This window comes from Limosilactobacillus portuensis (assembly GCF_028607025.1).
Taxonomy (GTDB): domain Bacteria; phylum Bacillota; class Bacilli; order Lactobacillales; family Lactobacillaceae; genus Limosilactobacillus; species Limosilactobacillus portuensis.
The window spans coordinates 1,739,262-1,759,445 of record NZ_CP117296.1 but is presented as its reverse complement, the minus strand read 5'-3'; the positions used below and the strand labels follow the sequence as shown (position 1 = coordinate 1,759,445).

Genomic DNA, 20,184 nt, shown 5'->3' with positions numbered 1-20,184 from the left:
TGAACAACTAACTAAATATAGCTCATCGTTCGTAAGTGCTCCAAGACCATCTTCGTCAAAGTCCTCCAGATTGCTTCTCATCTAACGCAACTCTCTGTGCTGAATTTCTAAGACTACTCATCTTTTCAATGCAATTTGTAAATTTGATTGTCATTATATTAGAATATTCTCATTTTAATGTCAATAACTAATCTTTATTATTTAAAAAATTAAGTTTAATCGATTTATTAACTGAACTACTACACCGAATGCACATATTAAATTAAAGATTTAAAAAGAATGTTGACAATTAATAATTAGCGAGTTAAATTAAAACACGATTAAATTATAATTATAAAACACGTTGACAAGAAGAGTAGTTAGGATCAAGTTTGCAGAGAGTCCTTGGCTGATGAAAAAAGGATAACTAGATGTTAATGAAAATCACTTTGAGTGCCAGGATGAAGTTAGTAATCTGCGGTGGGAGTAGCCCATTATCGCTACCGTGTTTAGTTATTATGACTGAACATTTGAGGTTAATGGTGTGAGCTATTAACGAATAAAAGGTGGTAACACGCAGGAGCGTCCTTAAGGTTGATTAATCAATCTTTGGGCGCTTTTTTATTTATAAATTACCGATCAGCAAGAAAGCTTTATTACTGAGACTTATTGGTGAGCTAGAGAAAGGGAGTTGGATATTATGAAGTTTACAGTAGTTGGTGCTGGAGCAATGGGTCTCCGCTTTGGTGTATTGTTACAAGAACAAGGAAATGAAGTTGACTTTGTGGAAGGTTGGCAACCACATTATGACAAGATGAAGGAACAGGGTGGGGTTTATGTTACTCGTGAGCACCAAAACAAACATCTTGTTCCGGTTAACGTCTATACTCCAGAAGAATATACAGCAACCGATGCTGACTTTGTGTTCTTTGAACTGAAGCAGATGCAATTAGACGATATGTTGGAACGGTGTAAACATTTCTTCAAAGATCAGTATTGTTTAACCGCGATGAACGGAATGGGGCACGTCGAGAAATTACTTAAATATTTCCCTAAGGAAAAGTTAACTGCTGGAACAGCACTTGTGGCAACCATTTTAACTAGTCCGGGCGAAGTCGAGTTTGTTGGTAAGCCAGGGATGGGGACTACCAATTGGGCAAACTATACTGAAAAGCCAAATGCCAAAACAGATGAGCTAATGGCAGAATTAGAAAAGGCAAACTTCAACCCAACATTAAAGGATAACTTCATGGGAACCTTAATGGCCAAGGTAGTCTTTAATTCAGTTGTTAATACTTTATGTACGATGTTTGAAATCACGATGGGGGAATATGCTTCCTTTGAGAAGGCGGATGAATTATCCCGGCAACTAATTGACGAAGCCTATGACGTTTGTGAACGGGCGGGGGTCCAGTTAGTTAATAGTCGGGCAGAAGAACTGGAGAGTGTTAACTATGTTTCGAAGGTTGGTAACCCTCATCATTACCCATCGATGTATCAAGATATGAGTCATAATCGACCAGTTGAGGTTGACTATATCAACGGCTACTTTGTTAAACTTGGGCGGAAGTATCACTATGAGGCAAAAACCCATAACTTTGTAACTAACCTGGTTCACCTTGCGGAAGCTACGCGGGAACATCGAAAGTAATAAAAGATGGCGGCTTGGAAAAGCGTTTTTCCAAGTCGCCATCTTTTGTGATCATCCTATAAATTTGGATCCATTTTGAAAGTTAACTTTGATAACTCGGTTCCCTGAGTCATTAAATTGAATAACAATTCTTTTGCTTTAGCGTTACAGTGGCTCGCAATCTCATGGTTTTGACCAGTAAGGTAAGTTGTGAGTTGTTTACCGTCAAGCTTTTTGGCATGTTCATCAACCTCGTGAATCTTTCGTCGGCACCATTCGCCAAGTTCTTTTTGGAAGTCGAGATCGGCTTGATTAAATTCGCTGTAATGGGATTCAACGACCATTGCAAGAGCTTCATTAAGCCAAAAAGCGCTCTTTAAATCCATCTTTTTTGGTAGCTCACGGTAGGAAACATCAGTATCGTCCGCGTTAGCAAAGAATGGAACATAGGCATTAAAGCTGGGAACTCCCATTTCGATCCACTGAACAGCGGCATGTTTTGAATCGACATTATTTCTCATTTGAAGAATATGCGACTGGGCAGTTCGCGAAAGGGAGATTGCCCGGTAGACTTTTCGATCATGCTCATTACCGTCACCGAGTGGGTCGTACTTTGTTTCATTGTAGTGAGACTTCAGAATATATTGGATATCCTCAACCGCAATTTTCCGTTCTGGCTTCCGGATAAAGGGCATTTCTGAAGACTCAGGTGTTTGGCTAGCGGCAGCAACAGGATTGAAGTAGCGTTGGGCAAACCAAACTCGGGGAGTGTTGTAATGATGATCAAATTGGGTGTTGGTTCCAAAAATATGACGGAAATTCCATTGGTCATTGTCCGGATTTAAACCGTGAAGATTAACGAATTCTTCAATCCTGTCGGACCACAGATAGTTATCTGAATCTTCAAAGTTAATTTTTTCAATGGCAATTTGGTTAGCAGCGACAGCATAACAATCATCAGGAATCCGAACTGCTACCCAATGGTGTCCGGTAGCAATTTCCATGTACCAGACCTCGTTTTGGTCGTTAAATTGGACACCATTACCCTCAGCAGATCCATACTTCGCTACTAGCTTGCCCAGATATTCTACTCCTTCACGGGCACTATGAATGTATGGCAGGACAAGGTTAGTCATTGAGTCTTCAGCTAGACCATTTTTAACGTATGGATCATAGGCAAGAACGCGATCATTAGCGTAAACACTTTCGGTGGCACTTTCACCAACATTTTCTTCGTTAAAGCCATCTTCTTCATTTGGTCCCATGCTTTGGTCACCGCTTGGTGTTGCAGTGTAGCGCATTCCAGTTGCCGGTAATTTGACTGTTAACTTATTGTATGGTGAAACATATGTCTCGTCTCGACCAGAAACTGCTGGTTGAACGATAAACCGTTTTGGTTCGATTGCAACCACCCGGTCTTCATTTCGGGCAATAAAAGTTGAACCATCCATTGAGGCTTTTTTGCCAACCATAATGGACGTACATGCAGAATTTTTAAAACGAGTCATTAAATCAGATCCCCTTTGTGTAATAATCCCAAAGTTCTATCTTCTTTTATTTTACACTTTCGCAGCTGGGATCTAAAAAATGTTATTTTACTAGCTTATAACCAAAGCCACGAATCGTTAACAGGTGATCTGGTTTATGGGGATCATCTTCAAGTTTATCCCGAAGGTGGCTGATATGAATGTCGACAATTCGGGAAGTATCAAGGATATCATATCCCCACACTCCATTTACGAGTTGTTCGCGACTGAGTACTTGATCGTGGTGTTCAATTAAGTAGGCGAGCAATTGAAATTCTTTAGGAGTAAGCTCAACAGGCAAATTATTTTTGGTGACAGTGTAATTTTCCTGATCGATTTGCCATGAACCGATTGAAGCTATTTGTGGTGGTGTTATTTTTTTAGTAGGCACGGACTCCTTAAACTTTAACTGTTGATAAAGCCATAGCCGTTGTTCGATTAATGGTTGAATGGTGCGCTCATTAAATGGAAACAAAACCAGATCATCCACCCGTGATTTATAAAGTTTTCGCTGAATTCGTTCCGTTAATTTGGTTGCAAAAACAATGATTGGACCATGGACTTGCTCACGGATCAAGGTCATGGTCGCGATTGTGGTATCTAGGGTTGTGTCAGTAAGATCCCAGAAGATTCCCGCAACTGGTTGCTTTTCAAGTTCAACCACTAATCCGGTTGGTGTTGTAATTTGGCTAAGAGTCCACCGTGCTTTTTTACAGAGGGTGGTTAGTTGCTGAGTTAATTCGGTGTTCTGACTCATTAATAAAAACTTGTTAGTCATATTCTTCTCCAAAATTTACACAACTTTTACAATGCGAAGATTAAATATTTACATCGACTTGATATTCTTTATTTGTATCATATGAAGTTAACGAAAACAACTAGGGAGACAAGATGAAGAGAATAATTATAGGGATTATCGGTGCAGCAATAATTGCCGGGTTAGGAGCCGGTTGGGTTGCAGCAAAGAAACAACCACCGCAAGAAAAAATTACAATTGTTGGCTCTACTGCCCTCCAACCACTAACTGAAGCAGTTGTTGAGAACTATCGGGAGGTAAAACCGCAGACGAGTATTACTGTCCAAGGAGGCGGATCTGGAACTGGATTAAGTCAGGTTCAAGCAGGAGCGGTTAATGTTGGTTCGTCAGATATCTTTGCAGATCAGCAAGATGGGATTAATGAAAAGAAACTTACGGATCATATTGTTGCGGTTTCTGGAATTGTTCCAGTTGTAAACTATGAATTAGGAATTAATAATCTTTCTCTTGAACAATTACGACAAATTTATACGGGGAAGATCACAAACTGGCGCCAAGTTGGTGGCCCCGATTTACCAATAACGGTGATTAATCGGGCTGCCGGAAGCGGAACCCGGGTAGCATTTGAACAGGTAGTTCTTAAGGATGGTGAACGGTCAATTAATGCTCAAGAACAGGATTCGAACGGCACCGTAAAGGAAATTGTTAAGAATACTCCAGGATCGATTAGTTATATTTCGTTTGCTTACCTTAACGATCAAGTTCAGCCAGTAAAGATTAATGGGATTGCACCAGTGGCAAAGAATGTTACGACAAATAAATGGCCATTATGGTCATATGAGCACATGTATACTCAGAAAAAGTCAACTAGGGCGACTGAGAAGTTTATTAATTACATGCAAACGAAAAAAGTTCAACAAACATTAGTCGAAGATGCAAACTACATTAATATTCATGATATGAAAGTCCAACGAACAGCGGACGGGAAGACAAGCATAAAGGAGTAAACGATGGACGATTTAAAAAAACAGTTAAGTCAATCGTCAATTGAAAGTAAGCAGGAGTGGGTCGGCAAATTGATCAGCTACCTGGCAATTATTTTGATTGGTGGATTGGTAGGAACAATCTTAATTTTTCTTACCTTCAAAGGAATTGCTCTTTTTAAGGATAATGGGGTATCAATCTGGCATTTCTTAACAAGTACCGACTGGCAACCGAGCCACCATCACTATGGGGCGTTGCCGATGATTATCACCTCGTTCAGCGTGACTGCCTTATCGGGAGTTATTGCCTTACCATTAGCGTTAGTTGTTGCAATTGCAATTACGGAAATGCTTCCACAAAAAGCTTATCAGTATCTTCAACCGCTAATTGAATTGCTTGTTGGGATCCCCTCAGTAGTGTACGGTTACCTCGGATTGACTGTGATTGTTCCTTATCTTCGTCAAGTATTTGGAGGAACCGGATTTGGAATTCTAGCAGCGACGAGTGTTCTTTTCCTAATGATTCTCCCAACAATGACATCAATGACCATCGATAGTTTACAAGCAGTTCCGCAAAAGTATCGGCAAGCATCGTCCGGCCTAGGAGCGACACGGTGGCAGACTATTTCCCGGGTAATAATTCCCAGTGCGAAGAGTGGAATATTAACAGCGATGGTATTTGGAATGGCACGGGCATTTGGGGAGGCATTAGCAGTTCAAATGGTAATTGGAAATACGACCATTGTACCAAAGAGTTTGATGGAGTCCTCAGCCACGCTCACGAGTGTTTTAACAACGGGGATTGGGAATACAGTAATGGGAACAGCATCGAATAATGCTTTGTGGTCGCTAGCATTAATCCTTCTTGTGATGTCCCTGGCATTCAACTTATTAATGCGGTTGGTAAGTAAGAAAGGAGCAAGATGATGAATCCAGAGCGAGTTGACAAAGTAGCAACTGGGATAATACTAGGACTGGCAGGATTGGTTGGCTTGGTGATCCTTAGTTTGTTAATTTACATTTTAGCAATGGGAATTCCTAATATTTCCTGGCACTTCTTAACGGCTAATGCTGAATCATTTGCTGCGGGTGGTGGGATTCGTGATCAGCTTTTTAACTCCCTTTACTTAGTGCTTTTGACCCTAATCGTCTCAGTTCCGCTAGCTCTTTGTGCGGCAATTTATTTGAGTGAATATGCTCCAGAAAATCGGTGGACACAAATGCTTCGGCTGGCGATTGAGGTTTTAAGTTCTTTGCCTTCTGTAGTAGTTGGCTTATTTGGCTACTTAGTCTTCGTTTTGCAGTTTGGCTTTGACTTTTCATTATTAGCAGGGGCATTAGCATTAACGATTTTAAACTTACCAATCTTAACCCGTAGTTGTGAGGATGCGCTACAACAGGTCCCGTATTTGCAACGCCAAGCAGGATTAGGGTTAGGGATGTCAAAATGGCGCGTCACGACTAAAATTGTTCTTCCGGCAGCACTGCCAGGAATTATTACTGGCGCAATATTAAGCGCTGGACGGATCTTCGGTGAAGCAGCCGCATTAATATATACGGCGGGGCAAAGTTCTCCAGCAATTAACTATGCTGATTGGAATCCTTTTAGTCCAACAAGTTTCCTGAACCCAATGCGACCAGCAGAAACATTGGCGGTTCACATCTGGAAAGTGAATAGCGAGGGGCTAGTTCCTGATGCCCGAGCGGTTTCAAATGGTTCCGCTGCTGTATTAATTATTACGATTCTGCTGTTTAATCTTGCAGCCCGCTATATTGGTCACCGAATTAAGCAACGTTTAACTAAGTAAGGAGAAACAAATGCAAACAAGTACGGCTTTAGAAACAAAAAATCTTCAGGTCCTTTATGGTGAAAAGCATGTTGCTCATGATATTAATCTAAAATTTCCCCAAAATAAAATTACGGCATTGATTGGCGCTTCTGGCTCAGGAAAATCTACGGTATTGCGGAGCTTGAATAGGATGAACGATGACTTTGCAACGGTAAAGGGAGAAATTAATTTTCACGGGGTAAATATCAATCAACCGAAAGTTAACGTTTATCGAGTTCGTCAGCGAATCGGAATGGTTTTCCAGCAGCCAACGCCATTTCCGCTGTCAATTTATGAAAATGTGATCTATGGTCTTAGGTTAGCCGGTGAAAGGGATCGACGGGTACTTGACCAACGAGTTGAAGAAAGTCTTCGTCAGGCAGCATTGTGGGATGAAGTAAAGGATCAATTGAAATCTAGTGCGCTCGCGCTTTCGGGAGGACAGCAACAGCGGCTTTGTATTGCCCGGACGTTAGCAGTTCGACCAGAAATCATTCTAATGGACGAACCAACCAGTGCCCTTGATCCAGTTTCAACTTCGCAAATTGAAGATACTTTAGTACAATTGAAAGAGCAATTAACGATCATTATGGTAACCCACAATATGCAGCAGGCATCGCGTTCAGCAGACTGGACGGCGTTTATGCATCAGGGACACCTAATTGAGTTTGATAAGACAGCAAATATTTTTATGAATCCACGAGAACAAAAGACTGCTGATTATTTAAGCGGTAAGTTTGGTTAGGAGGTTGTAGATAGATGGGTGCAATTTTTAACGATGAATTAAAGCGGCTTCGTGGTCATTTTATGGAGATGGGAATCGATGCTAGTGAACAGATATACCAGGCAACAAAGGCGTTCACGGAGAATGATACAGCACTGGCAGAACAGGTCCTAAAAGTTGATCCTAAGATTAATGATGAGGAAATTAATCTTGAAAAAGAGGCACTTAAGTTAATGGCATTGCAACAACCTGTAGCAAGCGATTTTCGCAAGATTATCAGTATTTTGAAAGCAAGTAGTGATATTGAAAGATTAGGCGATTATGCATCCCATATTGCCCAGGCAGCTATCCATTTAAGTGATCGAGAGCATAATAAAGAAATTGAAGAACAGATTGAAAAGATGATGATGATTGTTCGGGAGATGTTAGAGCGAGTTCTGGATGCATATGTTTATACTGATGAACAAAAGGCCTATGAAGTTGCTAACGAGGATTTGAAAGTTGATCTAATCTATGTTCAACAACAACGAGCAATTATGAATGCATTAGTAAAAGCAGGTCAAAACGTGAAAACATATGGTGATTACCTTTCCGTAATTCGTTACCTTGAACGTGCTGGCGATCATATTGTGAACCTTGCAGAATGGATTATTTATAGTGGCTCAGGTAAGCTGGTAGAGTTGAATCCCGGGAAGGCCGATCCAACAATGGTTAAACGGAAACTGCAAAAATAAGCAAATGGCAGCGTTAACTGATAATTCACATTAAAAAAGCTTCAAATATTCAGGGAAGCCCGAATACTTGAAGCTTTTTAATATAGTAAAGATGAATCTTATTCCTTTGTAAAATTAAATTCATCCGCATGACGGAGTGAATAGCAGAAGTAAATAATTAAGCCAAGAGCGATCCAAATAAGGTATGTCAGCCAGGCGGTCAATGAGATGCTAACGAGGAGGACAATACAGATGATAATTGAAAGTACCGGAATTGTCTTACCGAATGGCACCTTGAAAGGCCGTTTAAGTTCTGGATAACGGAGACGCAGAATAATAACAATAAGTGAGATTAACGCGAACACCATTAAAGAACCGATATTAGCAATTAATGCCAAGTAGTGAAGATCAAATTCACCAGCTAAAATCGCTGAAAAAATCCCCACTAACCAAATTGCCCGATTAGGACTTTGAGTTTTAGTATTTACTTTAGCAAAGCCCTTAGGCAGGAATGCACTTCGACTCATTGACTTGAGAATGTTAGAGCCGGCGTAAATGAAGGCAAATACAACTGCCATAATCCCTAAAACGGCCCCAAGTGAGACAATTTCCGCAACAAAACTATGTCCCTTAACAATCAAAACATAGGACATGGCTTCAGAAACGTTTAACTTAGTGTAGGAAACAACCCCTGTCATAACAAGACTTACTAATACATAAAGGGTAGTAGAGATAACCAGGCACAAAATTATTGCCCGGGGAATATTTTTATCAACGTCTTTAGCGTCTTCTGCGGAAGTTGCCAGGGCATCAAAGCCAAGGAACGAGAAGAAAACAGCAGAAGCACCAGTGAAGATCCCCTTATAACCATATGGAAGGAAGGGATGCCAGTTACTAGGATTAACGTGTGGAACGCTAACGATAATAAATAAAAGAATAATAAAAATTTTTACCCCAACAAGAAAGTTATTAATTAACTTACTTTCGCTTGTTCCCCGAGTTAGGATAATTGTCATTAGGAAGATCATTAAAACAGCAGGAAGGTTAACATACCCCCCAGCAGCTGGAGTAACGAGGAAACGATGAGGAAGGTTAATGCCAAGAACCTCTAAAAATGATTGAACATAACCTGTCCACCCATTCGCCACTGTTGCTGTGGTAGTGACGTAAACACCAATTAGCGTCCAGCCGGCCAAAAATGCGACGAACTTACCAATGGATACCCAAGCATAGAAGAAGGCACTTCCTGAATTAGGTAAACTAGTGGTTAGTTCAGAATAACAGAGGCCAATTAATCCACTAGCTAACGCGGCAATTAGGAAGGAAAAGACGATTGCTGGGCCTGAATCTTCCGCGGCGACAATTCCAGTTAATACTAGAATTCCCGTACCAATAATTGCGCCGATACCTAAAATGGAAAGGTCAAAGAGACCGAGAGTTTTCTCGTGTTCTTTACCCTTTGGTAACTGATTTTGCATAATGATGATTCCTTTCAAAAAAAATACAGAAAACTGAACCTTAATTTTACATTAAAAATCGCTGTGAATCAAATTGCAAATCCTGTAACCGCTTGCTCTAGCTCTCCTGTTAATAAATTTACTTTTATCATTTTATCTTTGGGGTTACGAATTCACTAATTTTTATTTTAAAATGGAAACAAAACTTAAAAGGAAGCAGATGGGATAATGGCATTACATAAATTGGTAGTAATCTCTCTTGATTCGATGGGCTTTCGCGATCTTGATGAGCTTCGTGAATTTGTTCCCCATCTTGATCAATTAATTAAGCGGGGAACGTGGGTCAAACGAGTTAAGGGGATCTTTCCGACCTTAACTTATCCATCGCATACTTCAATCATCACTGGTCAATATCCGGCAATTCATGGCATTGTAAATAACACAAAAATTCAGCCACAACGCGAGTCACCCGATTGGTATTGGTACCGTAAAGATATTAAGGCAATGCCGCTTTATGATGTTGCACGTGAGGCCGGCTTAACAACGGCAGCATTTTTGTGGCCGGTTACTGCGGGAAGTAAAATAAATTATAACTTAGCAGAGATTTTTCCTAATAGAATCTGGACGAACCAAGTATTAGTGTCGCTTAAAGCAAGCTCACCATTGTTTCTTTACCAAATGAACCATCGTTACGGAAAGCTTCGGCGAGGAATAAAGCAACCGTGGCTTGATGACTTTGTGACGGCATGTGCTGTAGATACGATCATAAATAAGCGCCCGGATCTTACGTTAATTCATTTGGTTGACATGGATAGCATGCGTCACCGGAATGGAGTCCGCTCTCCGCAAGCTAAGGCTGCTTTGCAAAGGCTAGATCGCCGGGTAGCAAAGATTATTCAGGCAAGCCGTGATGCGGGGACATATGACGATACTGATTTTGTAATTTTAGGCGATCACTATCAAATCAATGTTGATAAAATGATTCACCTTAACATGGTCTTTGCAAACCAAGGCCTGCTTACCCCGATTAAGGGAAAATCAACATACAAGAATAATTGGCGAGTGACTGCTAAAACATGCGACGGGGAAACGTATATTTATACCAAGGGCTATGTTGATCTGAATAAGTTGAAGCAATTAATTGCTGGAGTTGAAGGCGTTGAACGAATTTATAGTGGGGCGGAAGCAGTAAAACTTGGTGCCGATCCGAAGTGTAGTTTTTTGGTTGAGGCTAAGCCAGGGTATTACTTTACCGATGAAGTTAATCGACCAGCAATCGTTGAAAAGGTTGATCCCAAATCGCTTGGTACTCATGATCGCTACCGCGCAGTTCATGGTTATGGTCCTAACCAGCCTAATTATTTCACAACAGCAATTTTTGTTGGACCAAGTATTAACCAAGGAAAAGAAGTAGCAACAGCCCACTTGGTTGATGAGGGACCAACATTTGCTAAGATATTGGGACTTCATTATCCTGCACCCACAGCTGGTCAGGTAATCCCTGGAGTAGTTAAAAGTGAGGTTAAGTAAGTGAAGTTTAATAAGCAACAGTGGCAATGGATTTTTTATGATTGGGCCAACTCTGGTTATGGAATCTTAGTAGTAACTGCTGTCTTACCGGTTTACTTTAAAGCGATTGCAAGTGAGAACGGGATTAGTGCAACAAATTCAACCGCGCTTTGGGGTTATGCGAATAGCTTTGGGACTTTAATTGTATCGTTAATGGCACCGCTACTTGGTGCGTTGGCGGATTATCCTAATTCAAAACGGCGATGGCTGAACCTGTTTACATGGGTTGGTATTGTGATGACCTTTGCGTTAGCTGTTATTCCGGTAAATCAATGGGCTGCATTATTAATCATTTATGTTCTTTCAGTAATCGGTTATTCTGGCGGAAATCTTTTCTATGATAGTTTTCTTACAGATGTCGCTGATAATCAGCAGATGGATGCTGTTTCAACAACTGGTTACGGAATGGGATACCTTAGTGGTGTTCTTGCTTTCACTATTTTTCTTGGTGCACAACTAACTGGTGGTTTTAATGGTCTTTTAAGTAGCTATGGAATCGCCAAGTTTAGCTTTATCCTTGCTGCGGCCTGGTGGCTAATTTTTGCCTGGCCGTTGTTAAGGCATGGTCATCAGTACCATAATGTTCAAGCGGTAACTGATCCAGTAGTCGATAGTTTCAAACGGTTAGGAAGAACGCTTTATCACGTTAAACAGCACAGAAAAATTTTCTGGTTTCTGGTTGCTTACTTCTTTTATATTGATGGTGTTGATACTATTTTTACGATGGCAACCGCAATTGGGAAGGACCTTGGGATCGAAACAACAATGCTAATGCTTGTTTTACTTATGGTTCAATTAATTGCGTTTCCGTGTTCAATTCTTTATGGTTGGTTAGCCCAGAAGACATCTAACCGTTTAGCAATTCTGGTAGGAATTATCATTTACCTTTTTATTTGTTTAGATGCGTTACGCTTAAAATCATTAGCTGATTTCTGGATTCTTGCTATTTTAGTTGGGACAAGTCAGGGTGGGTTGCAAGCACTTAGTCGGTCTTATTTTGGCCAGTTAATTCCTAAAGATTCAAGTAGTGAGTTCTTTGGCTTTTATAATATCCTTGGTAAATTTTCAGCTATTTTGGGTCCGGTAATTGTGGGTTTTGTAACCCAGTTGACGAATAAATCAACGGTTGGCGCGGCTTCTCTTAGTATTCTGTTCTTAATTGGACTAATCATTTTTCTAATGTTACCGCGGTTGACTCAGGAAACGAGTGATTAAATGACAAAGATTGATGAGCAGTTTATGCAATCTGTATTAAACATTGTTGATATTATCCCGCTAGGTCGGGTGGCGACCTATGGGCAAATCGCTAAAATAATTGGTCGTCCCCGAAATGCTAGATTAGTGGGGAAGGCTCTTGGTAAATCCGGCGGGTATGGTAAGCATCCATGTCACAGAGTGGTAACTGCTACTGGTCGGCTTGTTCCAGGATGGTTTGATCAACGACCAATGCTGATGGCTGAAAAAGTACCATTTGAGGACGAAAACCATGTTGATATCAAACGATGTCAATGGCATGGGATCTAATAGTTAGCAGTAATTGCAGCTTAAGTATGCTAAAATTAAATCATCTTTGTAAGCGAATACAAGAAGGGCGGGAACCTGAATGCATGGATTTATTGGCGAATTCTTTGGAACAATGATCTTGATTATTCTTGGCTGCGGTGCATGTGCCAGTGTAAATTTAAAGCAAAGTTATGGTCGGGGAAGTAACTGGTGGTATATTAGTATCTCTTGGGGACTAGCAGTAACAATGGGCGTTTACGTTGCTGGATTTCTTGGTTCTCAAGGACATCTTAATCCTGCAGTAACGATTCCATATGCAATTTTTGGATTGTTTCCTTGGCACTCGGTACTTCCTTACTTGGGCGGTCAATTTTTAGGTGCTTTTGTTGGTGCAATCATTGTAATCATTCAATTTTACCCGCAATTCAAAGTCACTAAAACACCTAAGGAAGGGAATACTGTTGGAATCTTTGCTACGCGTCCGGCAATTAAGAGTGCCCCATTTAACTTCCTTTCAGAATTTATTGCGACCTTTACCTTTATTTTTGTTTTGCTGAATTTAGGTAATTTTACTTCAGGGCTAAAGCCGCTTATGGTTGGACTTGTGATTGCGGTTATTGGAACTTGCCTTGGTTCAACGACTGGGTTTGCCTTGAATCCTGCCCGAGACTGGTCGCCGCGGTTAGCTTATACTGTTCTTCCTGTCCCAAATAAGGGAAAAAGTGAGTGGTCATATGCTTGGGTACCAATGCTTGGCCCTTTGGCCGGGAGCCTTTTTGCGTGTTGGGTGGAACAGTTAGCAGTAATTTAAAGAACATCTTGATAGAATAAAGTAAAAGAGATCGAAAATTCCAATCAGAATTTTCGATCTCTTTTACTTTAGGATAGTAGGTTTTTAGTTTTCACGGGAGTATGATGCAATATCAGCGAGAATTTCGTTCATAAATGCATCTTGGCTCATTTCGTTTTGTTCTTTCTCACCATACTTCCGTACAGAAACACCATTATTGGCCTTTTCATCGTCACCAACAACAAGGGTGTACGGAACCTTTTGAGTTTGAGATTCACGAATCTTGTAACCCATCTTTTCGTTCCGGTGATCAACAACAACCCGGATATTAGCAGCCTTCATCTTCTTAGCAAGTTCATCAGCATATTCGCCATGAGCATCCTCATTAACTGGAATAATGTGAACTTGTTCTGGAGCTAACCAGGTTGGGAAAGCACCCTTGTAAATTTCAGTTAAGTAAGCGATGAACCGTTCCATAGTACCAACAACACCACGGTGGATCATAACTGGTTGATGTTCCTTACCATCTTGGCCGACATAAGTAAGGCCGAACCGTTCTGGAAGCATAAAGTCAAGTTGGATTGTTGACATGGTTTCATCATTGCCAAGAGCAGTCTTAGTTTGAATATCAAGCTTTGGACCGTAGAAGGCTGCTTCACCTTCAGCTTCGTAGTAATCAAGGTTAAGGTCATCCATGGCTTTCTTTAACATTGATTGAGACTTTTCCCACATCTCATCGTTAGCGTAGTACTTCTTAACATTCTTTGGATCACGAAGAGAAAGACGGAAACTGTAATCAGTAATGTCAAAGTCCTTGTAAACGTCCATGATTAAGCGAAGAATCTTAGCGAATTCAGAACGAATTTGGTCAAGGGTAACGAAAGTATGACCATCATTTAAGGTCATTTCACGAACACGTTGAAGACCAGAAAGGGCACCAGACTTTTCGTAACGGTGCATCATTCCAAGTTCAGCAATCCGTAATGGGAGATCACGATATGAACGGATATGGTGCTTGTAAACTTGAATATGACTTGGGCAGTTCATTGGCCGCAATTCAAGCATTTCACCGTCACCCATGTCCATTGGTGGGAACATGTCGTCACGATAGTGTTCCCAGTGACCAGAAGTCTTGTAAGCATCGAGGTTCATTAATACTGGAGTGTAAACGTGCTTGTAACCGTCCGCTACTTCACGGTCGATGATGTAACGTTCGATTGTCCGCCGAATAGTGGCACCCTTTGGCATCCAGTATGGTAATCCGGCACCAACCTTTGGATCAACGAAGAAGAGATCGAGTTGGTTACCGATAACCCGGTGATCACGTTCCTTAGCTTCTTGACGCTTCTTAAGATCTTCTTCTAAGGCATCCTTCTTGTAGAAGACAGTACCATAAATTCGTTGGAGCATTGGGTTTGAGGACATCCCTTTCCAGTAAGCACCAGCAACGGAAAGAAGACGAAGGTTTTTGACAACATCGCCATAAAGGAGAATATCGTCATCAGCAACGGCTTTGACGTCACCTAATTGATACATTGCAACCTTGCCATCCTTGGCATTTTCCTTGATCAATTCACTTGAGAAGCGGTCTGCTTCAACTTCTGCTAAAGCATCTTCAACAGAAACTTCGACAAATTCAACTTTTGCGTCATTCTTTGCCATTCCCTTGATAACGTCTTCAAGTGCTGGTAATTCGTCAGCAGAAACTTGTTGGTTATCCTTATCTGAATCAACATGGAAACCATCTTCGTCAGCGACTGCTTCCCCTAAACGAATTCCTTTAAATTCTTGCTTTAAGGCAGCCTTCAACATTAATGCAGAAAGCTTCCGTAATGCTTGTAAACCTTCTTTTGAATCACGATCAATCTTTTTAACTGATCCATCTGGTGACATGACAGCAACTTGAGCCATAAACAATCTCTCCCTTTTTTGTAGTTAAACAAAAAACGTCCCTAACGCTACTAAAGTAATAGCGTTAGGGACGTCAATTATTTTTATAATTAGCGTGGTTCCACCCATCTTCAGGACGTATTAATCCCGTCCTCTCTAAGGTGTATTAACGGACACGACCCGACTCGCCTTATTTCGGCAAGCAATAAGTAAAGGTGGTACAACAATAATTAGCTCCTCAACGATGCTTCCAGCCTAGGCACCGACTCCCTAGTAGAGGGTAATTAACGTGCATATCCTTTAATTGCCTATGATTATATCACTGGGAAAATGGATCGCAACCCCTTTTTTAAATTTTTTAATGACTAGCAGGATTTGTTGCTGGCGTAGAACTAGTACTGCCCCCATTATTTCCGCTATTAGTTTGACTATTACCGGAATTGCTAGGTTGGTGAGCGTTCCCGTTATTATTGTTTTGGCTTGGCTGTGGGGTGCTAGGTTGAGAAGAGGAGGTATTTCCGCCATTATTATTCGTGGGATGCTGGTCTTGATTTGAGTAATGCTGGGTTCCTCGCGAACCACCACCGTTATTGGTGGAATAAGAGAATGAATAGGTATCCTGGTCATCATTACTGGTACTAGAAGACTGGTGCTTTTTGTGATGCTTCTTCTTGTGTGACGATGATTTACTGCTGGTTGAGACTGTCGTGTCATTATTATCAGTGTTAACAGGATTTTGTTGCTTGATTAAGAAAACAATGATCATGATCACTAAGATTACCAACAGAATTGCTAGCAGGATTTTGAAAAGCCTATTTTTTCCCTTAAAATGGGGCATCTTTGGCTTTTTCCCGCCTTTATGAAGGTGAGAACGACGATTGTTATTTGAATCATATAGCTGAACGCGAGTAGGGCGCTCATTGTTGTTTTGATTATTCAATGAATTCACCTCAAAGTTAAGGATGAGACTTATATTTTCAAAGATATATTATAACATTTTACCGGATTATCAACTGGGTTAGTGTTACTTAGAAGCAAAAAATTAGGGACTGGGAATTACCCCAGCCCCTAATTTTAAATCTTTACTGTTATTTAGGGAGGAAAAGATATAGGAGTTATCTTATGGTTCCTAATATACAGGTAAAGTTTGAAGAATTTGTGAGTGAACAATAAAGGAAATTTAAATCTTCAGTAAGATTTGTTAGTCCTTGCTATCAATCATCTTTTCTTCCTTTTGACCGAATCCCTTTCCTTCAGCGGCAAAGCGCTTATCCCCACGGTATAGTTCAACGCAAGTCCAAGCTAAGAGAACAAGGATGATAACAATGGTGATGTAGGCTAGAACATCTGAAGTACTCTTTGACCAAATATCAAATCCTTCATATGTTGAAGGAAGGTTGTAAAGGTTTAAGAAAGTTAATGCGACAACTGAGATCCAGCCACAAACTTTAACCCAGCCACGGTTCTTAAATTCACCCATTTCAACGTCACTATTGGTCATCATTAATAATGGCAACATTGAGAATGGTAAGGCAAATGCTAAGAATACCTGTGAGTTTTCCATTAAAAGGTTCAATGCGGTGTGTTGTTGGATGGTTGATTCACCTGAGGTCATCCCAACACAAATTAAAACAGGGATAACTGAGATGATCCGTGTAACAAGCCGACGAGCCCAAAGTGGCATCTTCATGTGAACGAACCCTTCCATGATTACTTGACCAGTTAAGGTACCAGTAATGGTTGAGTTTTGACCAGAAGCTAGCAACGCAACGGCAAATAGCGTTGAAAGAACACCGGACTTAGCAACAGCAATCAGAATTGGATTACTAAGCATCGAAGTGTTGTTCAATGCATCGTAAAGGCCGAAGAATGAACTATCTTGAACGGCACCAGTCTTAAATACGGCAACCCCCATGATTAACAGCAATGCATTAACAACAAAGGCTAATGACAATTGAATGTTAGAATCCCAAGTGGTGAACCGAACAGTTTGCCGGATACTATCCAAGTCGTTGTGGTCGATTTGCCGAGTTTGAGAAATTGCTGAGTGAAGGTATAAGTTGTGAGGCATAACAGTCGCACCAATGATACCAAGTGAACCACTTAATGGAGTAATTCCACCAATTTCTGGTGACTTAGCAATTGCCTTAGTGGAAGGCAGTAAGCCAGCAAAAGCAGCACCCCAGTTAGGGTGTGACAATGCGACCTGGTAGGCAAAGACGAATAGAATAACTAAAATTAGGCAGGCAACAATTGCTTCGATCTTCCGGAAACCAATCTTGGTTAATAATAGCAATACCAAAACATCAAGAACGGTAATAAATACTGATGGAATCAACGGAATGTGGAATAACAAGTTAAGGGCAATTGCGGCACCAATAACTTCAGCAATATCAGTTGCCATGATGGCTAACTCAGTCATGATCCATAGAATAACACCTAATGCTTTACCGGTACGGGCCCGTGTTGCCTGGGCCAAGTCCATTTGACTCACGATTCCGAGTTTAGCTGCCATGTATTGAAGCAACATCGCAATCAAACTTGAAATCAAGATAGTAGTCATTAAGGTGTACTGGAAACTCTGACCACCGGTAATTGAAGTAGCCCAGTTACCAGGATCCATATAACCCACGGCAACTAATGCACCAGGGCCAGAATAAGCGAATAATGTTCGCCAGAAACCTTTACCATGTGGAACCTTAACAGTTCCGTTAATCTCTTCCAGAGACTTACCGTTAGCATATTCAATTAAATGATGCTTACGGTGTTGATTTTTTGTGTTGTCCACGCCAAATCCACCTTTCATCTTTTTTTGTTAACACAAATTGAACAGATCGGTTAACTTAAATTGATTACTTTTTTAGGGTAACATAAAAAATAATATACTACAATGGAAGATCGCCTATTTGACGGGCTTTGTTAATGAAATGAGGAAAAGCAAAGGACAAATTTTGGTTGACCTAATGAGGATCAAACCGCTTTCAAAAAGCGAAAATAAAATTTAAAATTCATAAAATTAGTTAATTATTTCTAAAAAAAGAAACGAGAAATGAAATAACTAAGATAGTAGAAGAAATCTATGTTAACCGGTTGACATCAAAGCGTTAATTCGATTATAATCAAACGCATAAGTTAAAAGAAATATTTCACAAGCGAGGTATTAGTAATGAAAGCTCTTGTATTAACTGCTGTTAAGAACTTAGAAGTTAAAGACGTTGATATGCCAGAAATTAAGCCTGATGAAGTGCTTGTTCACACTGCTTATGCGGGTATTTGTGGAACTGATCACGCACTTTATGCTGGTTTACCAGGTTCAGCAGATGCTGTTCCACCAATCGTATTAGGACACGAAAACTCCGGTGTAGTTGCTAAGGTAGGTTCAGAAGTTAAAAATGTTAAGGTTGGGGACCGGGTTTCTGTTGACCCTAACATTTACTGTGGCGAATGTAAGTACTGCCGGACATCTCGTCCAGAACTTTGTGAACACTTAGATGCCGTTGGTGTTACTCGTGATGGTGGCTTCGAAGACTACTTCACTGCACCAGCTAAGGTTGTTTACCCAATTCCTGACAGTCTTTCATTAAAGGCTGCTGCGGTTACTGAACCACTTTCATGTGCCGTTCACGGGGTCGACCTTCTTGAATTGCACCCATACCAAAAAGTATTGGTTATTGGTGATGGCTTCATGGGACAACTTTTCGTTCAGACTTTACTTGCTCAAGGGGTAGAAGAAGTTACTTTGAGTGGTCTTTCTGAAGACAAGCTGAAGTTAAACCATGACAAGTTTGGTGCAAAGACCATTAATACCGCTAAGGGTGAAAAGATCCCTAACGATACTTACGACATTGTTATTGAAGCAGTTGGTCGTCCAGAAACTCAAGAACAAGCGGTTGAAGCAGCTGCTCGCGGTGGTCAAGTATTGATGTTTGGTGTTGGAAATCCAGATGATAAGTTCTCCATTAATAGTTATGAAGTATTCCAAAAGCAATTAACCATTCAAGGGGCCTTCATTAACCCTTACTGCTTTGAAGATGCCATTGCTTTGATGGGGTCAGGGAAGGTTGATGTCTTGCCATTACTTTCTCACGAATTTGACCTTAAGGAAGTTGATGACTTTGTAAATGGTCGAATTGATGGTGTTTCTAAGGCAGTTGTTAAGTTAGCCGGGGAAGAAGCGTAAAACAAAAGCTGAGAATCAGGAAAAATTTTCTGATTCTCTTTTTTTGCTCCAAAGTTGACACGATGTCACCCAAATGTTAATATTAATTCAATCAAAAAGTGACACGGTGTCAATTAAACAACGGAGGAATTACAATGCCAAGCACAACTTTTCTAAACCTAAATGAAGATAAAAAGCAAAAGATCGTTCAGTCACTATTGTTGGAGTTTAGTAATCATAGTGTTTCTGAAGCACAAGTTGCACGGATTGTTAAAGAAGCTGGGATTGCTCGTGGGGCTTTTTACAAGTACTTTAATGATTTGCAAGATGCATATACTTACCTTTACCAACAAGCAATGGTTGAAATTCATGAAAAGATCACGAATAGTAATCAAATACTTAGTGCGGAAGAGTACCGGAAACAGATTAAAGAATTTTTAGATGCGGTTAATGGCAGTCCGTATCAAGATTTGATTAGGCTTCATTTTCAAGTAAATGAGAACCTAGTTAAGTCGAGTCACACTATGGCGCCGCAACCAAAAGATAGTCGGGAGTGGGGAGTGATGGTATTAAGCCATGAGGCAATCAAGGAGAGCCTCCAATCTCCAGAGAAAGAAAAACAAATTATCGAACGATGTTATGAAGCAATTCGACTTCTGACAAAGAAAGCGTGAT

General features: G+C 40.6%; 18 protein-coding genes and 1 other annotated feature. Of the genes, 12 read left to right on the top strand and 6 right to left on the bottom strand.

Features of this window, described 5'->3' with window-relative positions; translation table 11 throughout:
* The first annotated feature begins 334 nt into the window (after nt 1-334).
* Nucleotides 335-572: a binding site (T-box leader), on the top strand.
* 107 nt (nt 573-679) lie between these two features.
* Nucleotides 680-1,630: a ketopantoate reductase family protein gene (locus PRK60_RS08945; RefSeq protein WP_102167962.1), complete on the top strand. Its 951-nt coding sequence runs from the start codon at nt 680-682 to the stop codon at nt 1,628-1,630.
* Nucleotides 1,631-1,686: 56 nt separating this feature from the next.
* Here PRK60_RS08945 and PRK60_RS08940 read toward each other — a convergent pair whose 3' ends face one another.
* Together PRK60_RS08940 and PRK60_RS08935 are read right to left on the bottom strand one after the other, a co-directional pair.
* A complete protein-coding gene (locus PRK60_RS08940; protein ID WP_148444424.1) occupies nt 1,687-3,117 on the bottom strand; it encodes a C69 family dipeptidase in 1,431 nt (476 codons plus the stop codon).
* A gap of 82 nt (nt 3,118-3,199) precedes the next feature.
* The gene (locus tag PRK60_RS08935; protein WP_102167961.1) at nt 3,200-3,913 is read right to left on the bottom strand and encodes a winged helix-turn-helix transcriptional regulator; all 714 of its coding nucleotides are present in this window, start codon (nt 3,911-3,913) and stop codon (nt 3,200-3,202) included.
* 113 nt (nt 3,914-4,026) lie between these two features.
* Between PRK60_RS08935 and PRK60_RS08930 the strand changes: the two genes are divergently transcribed.
* From PRK60_RS08930 to phoU, 5 genes are read left to right on the top strand one after another with little or no spacing between them, the layout of a single operon-like run.
* Complete coding sequence (locus PRK60_RS08930) at nt 4,027-4,899, top strand: phosphate ABC transporter substrate-binding protein (protein ID WP_102167959.1); 873 nt, start codon at nt 4,027-4,029, stop codon at nt 4,897-4,899.
* Nucleotides 4,900-4,902: 3 nt separating this feature from the next.
* Complete coding sequence (pstC, locus tag PRK60_RS08925; protein ID WP_148444423.1) at nt 4,903-5,802, top strand: phosphate ABC transporter permease subunit PstC; 900 nt, start codon at nt 4,903-4,905, stop codon at nt 5,800-5,802.
* Nucleotides 5,802-6,683 (top strand): phosphate ABC transporter permease PstA, encoded by an 882-nt coding sequence (gene pstA, locus PRK60_RS08920; protein WP_273646008.1) that lies wholly within the window; start codon nt 5,802-5,804, stop codon nt 6,681-6,683. The genes pstC and pstA overlap by 1 nt, the downstream gene beginning before the upstream one ends.
* A gap of 10 nt (nt 6,684-6,693) precedes the next feature.
* Nucleotides 6,694-7,449, top strand: coding sequence for a phosphate ABC transporter ATP-binding protein PstB (gene pstB, locus PRK60_RS08915; protein ID WP_102167955.1), 756 nt, complete (start codon nt 6,694-6,696; stop codon nt 7,447-7,449).
* Nucleotides 7,450-7,463: 14 nt separating this feature from the next.
* Nucleotides 7,464-8,162: a phosphate signaling complex protein PhoU gene (gene phoU / locus PRK60_RS08910; RefSeq protein WP_273646007.1), complete on the top strand. Its 699-nt coding sequence runs from the start codon at nt 7,464-7,466 to the stop codon at nt 8,160-8,162.
* A gap of 98 nt (nt 8,163-8,260) precedes the next feature.
* Here the strand turns inward: phoU and PRK60_RS08905 are convergent, their stop codons facing one another.
* Nucleotides 8,261-9,619: an APC family permease gene (locus PRK60_RS08905; RefSeq protein ID WP_273646006.1), complete on the bottom strand. Its 1,359-nt coding sequence runs from the start codon at nt 9,617-9,619 to the stop codon at nt 8,261-8,263.
* Between the two features lie 207 nt (nt 9,620-9,826).
* Here PRK60_RS08905 and PRK60_RS08900 point away from each other — a divergent pair, with 207 nt between their 5' ends.
* The 4 genes from PRK60_RS08900 to PRK60_RS08885 all read left to right on the top strand — a co-directional run bounded on the left by PRK60_RS08900 (nt 9,827) and on the right by PRK60_RS08885 (nt 13,481).
* Entirely contained in the window at nt 9,827-11,128 is a 1,302-nt protein-coding gene (locus tag PRK60_RS08900) for an alkaline phosphatase family protein (RefSeq protein WP_148444422.1), read from the top strand.
* The gene (locus PRK60_RS08895) at nt 11,129-12,382 is read left to right on the top strand and encodes an MFS transporter (protein WP_273646004.1); all 1,254 of its coding nucleotides are present in this window, start codon (nt 11,129-11,131) and stop codon (nt 12,380-12,382) included.
* Nucleotides 12,383-12,691, top strand: coding sequence for an MGMT family protein (locus PRK60_RS08890; RefSeq protein WP_273646003.1), 309 nt, complete (start codon nt 12,383-12,385; stop codon nt 12,689-12,691). It begins immediately after the preceding gene.
* 79 nt (nt 12,692-12,770) lie between these two features.
* Nucleotides 12,771-13,481: an MIP/aquaporin family protein gene (locus tag PRK60_RS08885; RefSeq protein WP_102167951.1), complete on the top strand. Its 711-nt coding sequence runs from the start codon at nt 12,771-12,773 to the stop codon at nt 13,479-13,481.
* An 84-nt stretch (nt 13,482-13,565) separates the two neighbouring features.
* Here the strand turns inward: PRK60_RS08885 and thrS are convergent, their stop codons facing one another.
* The 3 genes from thrS to PRK60_RS08870 form a co-directional block, all read right to left on the bottom strand.
* Nucleotides 13,566-15,371 carry a threonine--tRNA ligase gene (gene thrS / locus PRK60_RS08880; protein WP_273646002.1) on the bottom strand — a complete coding sequence of 602 codons (1,806 nt, stop codon included), beginning with the start codon at nt 15,369-15,371 and terminating at the stop codon, nt 13,566-13,568.
* Nucleotides 15,372-15,708: 337 nt separating this feature from the next.
* On the bottom strand, nt 15,709-16,290 hold the full coding sequence (locus PRK60_RS08875; RefSeq protein WP_102167949.1) for a hypothetical protein: 582 nt from the start codon (nt 16,288-16,290) through the stop codon (nt 15,709-15,711).
* A gap of 261 nt (nt 16,291-16,551) precedes the next feature.
* Nucleotides 16,552-18,156, bottom strand: coding sequence for an Nramp family divalent metal transporter (locus PRK60_RS08870; RefSeq protein ID WP_178695904.1), 1,605 nt, complete (start codon nt 18,154-18,156; stop codon nt 16,552-16,554).
* Between the two features lie 360 nt (nt 18,157-18,516).
* Between PRK60_RS08870 and PRK60_RS08865 the strand changes: the two genes are divergently transcribed.
* Both PRK60_RS08865 and PRK60_RS08860 read left to right on the top strand, forming a co-directional pair.
* Entirely contained in the window at nt 18,517-19,530 is a 1,014-nt protein-coding gene (locus tag PRK60_RS08865) for a zinc-dependent alcohol dehydrogenase family protein (protein WP_003716391.1), read from the top strand.
* A 134-nt stretch (nt 19,531-19,664) separates the two neighbouring features.
* Nucleotides 19,665-20,183, top strand: coding sequence for a TetR/AcrR family transcriptional regulator (locus PRK60_RS08860; RefSeq protein WP_102167946.1), 519 nt, complete (start codon nt 19,665-19,667; stop codon nt 20,181-20,183).
* Nucleotide 20,184 lies beyond the last annotated feature (1 nt).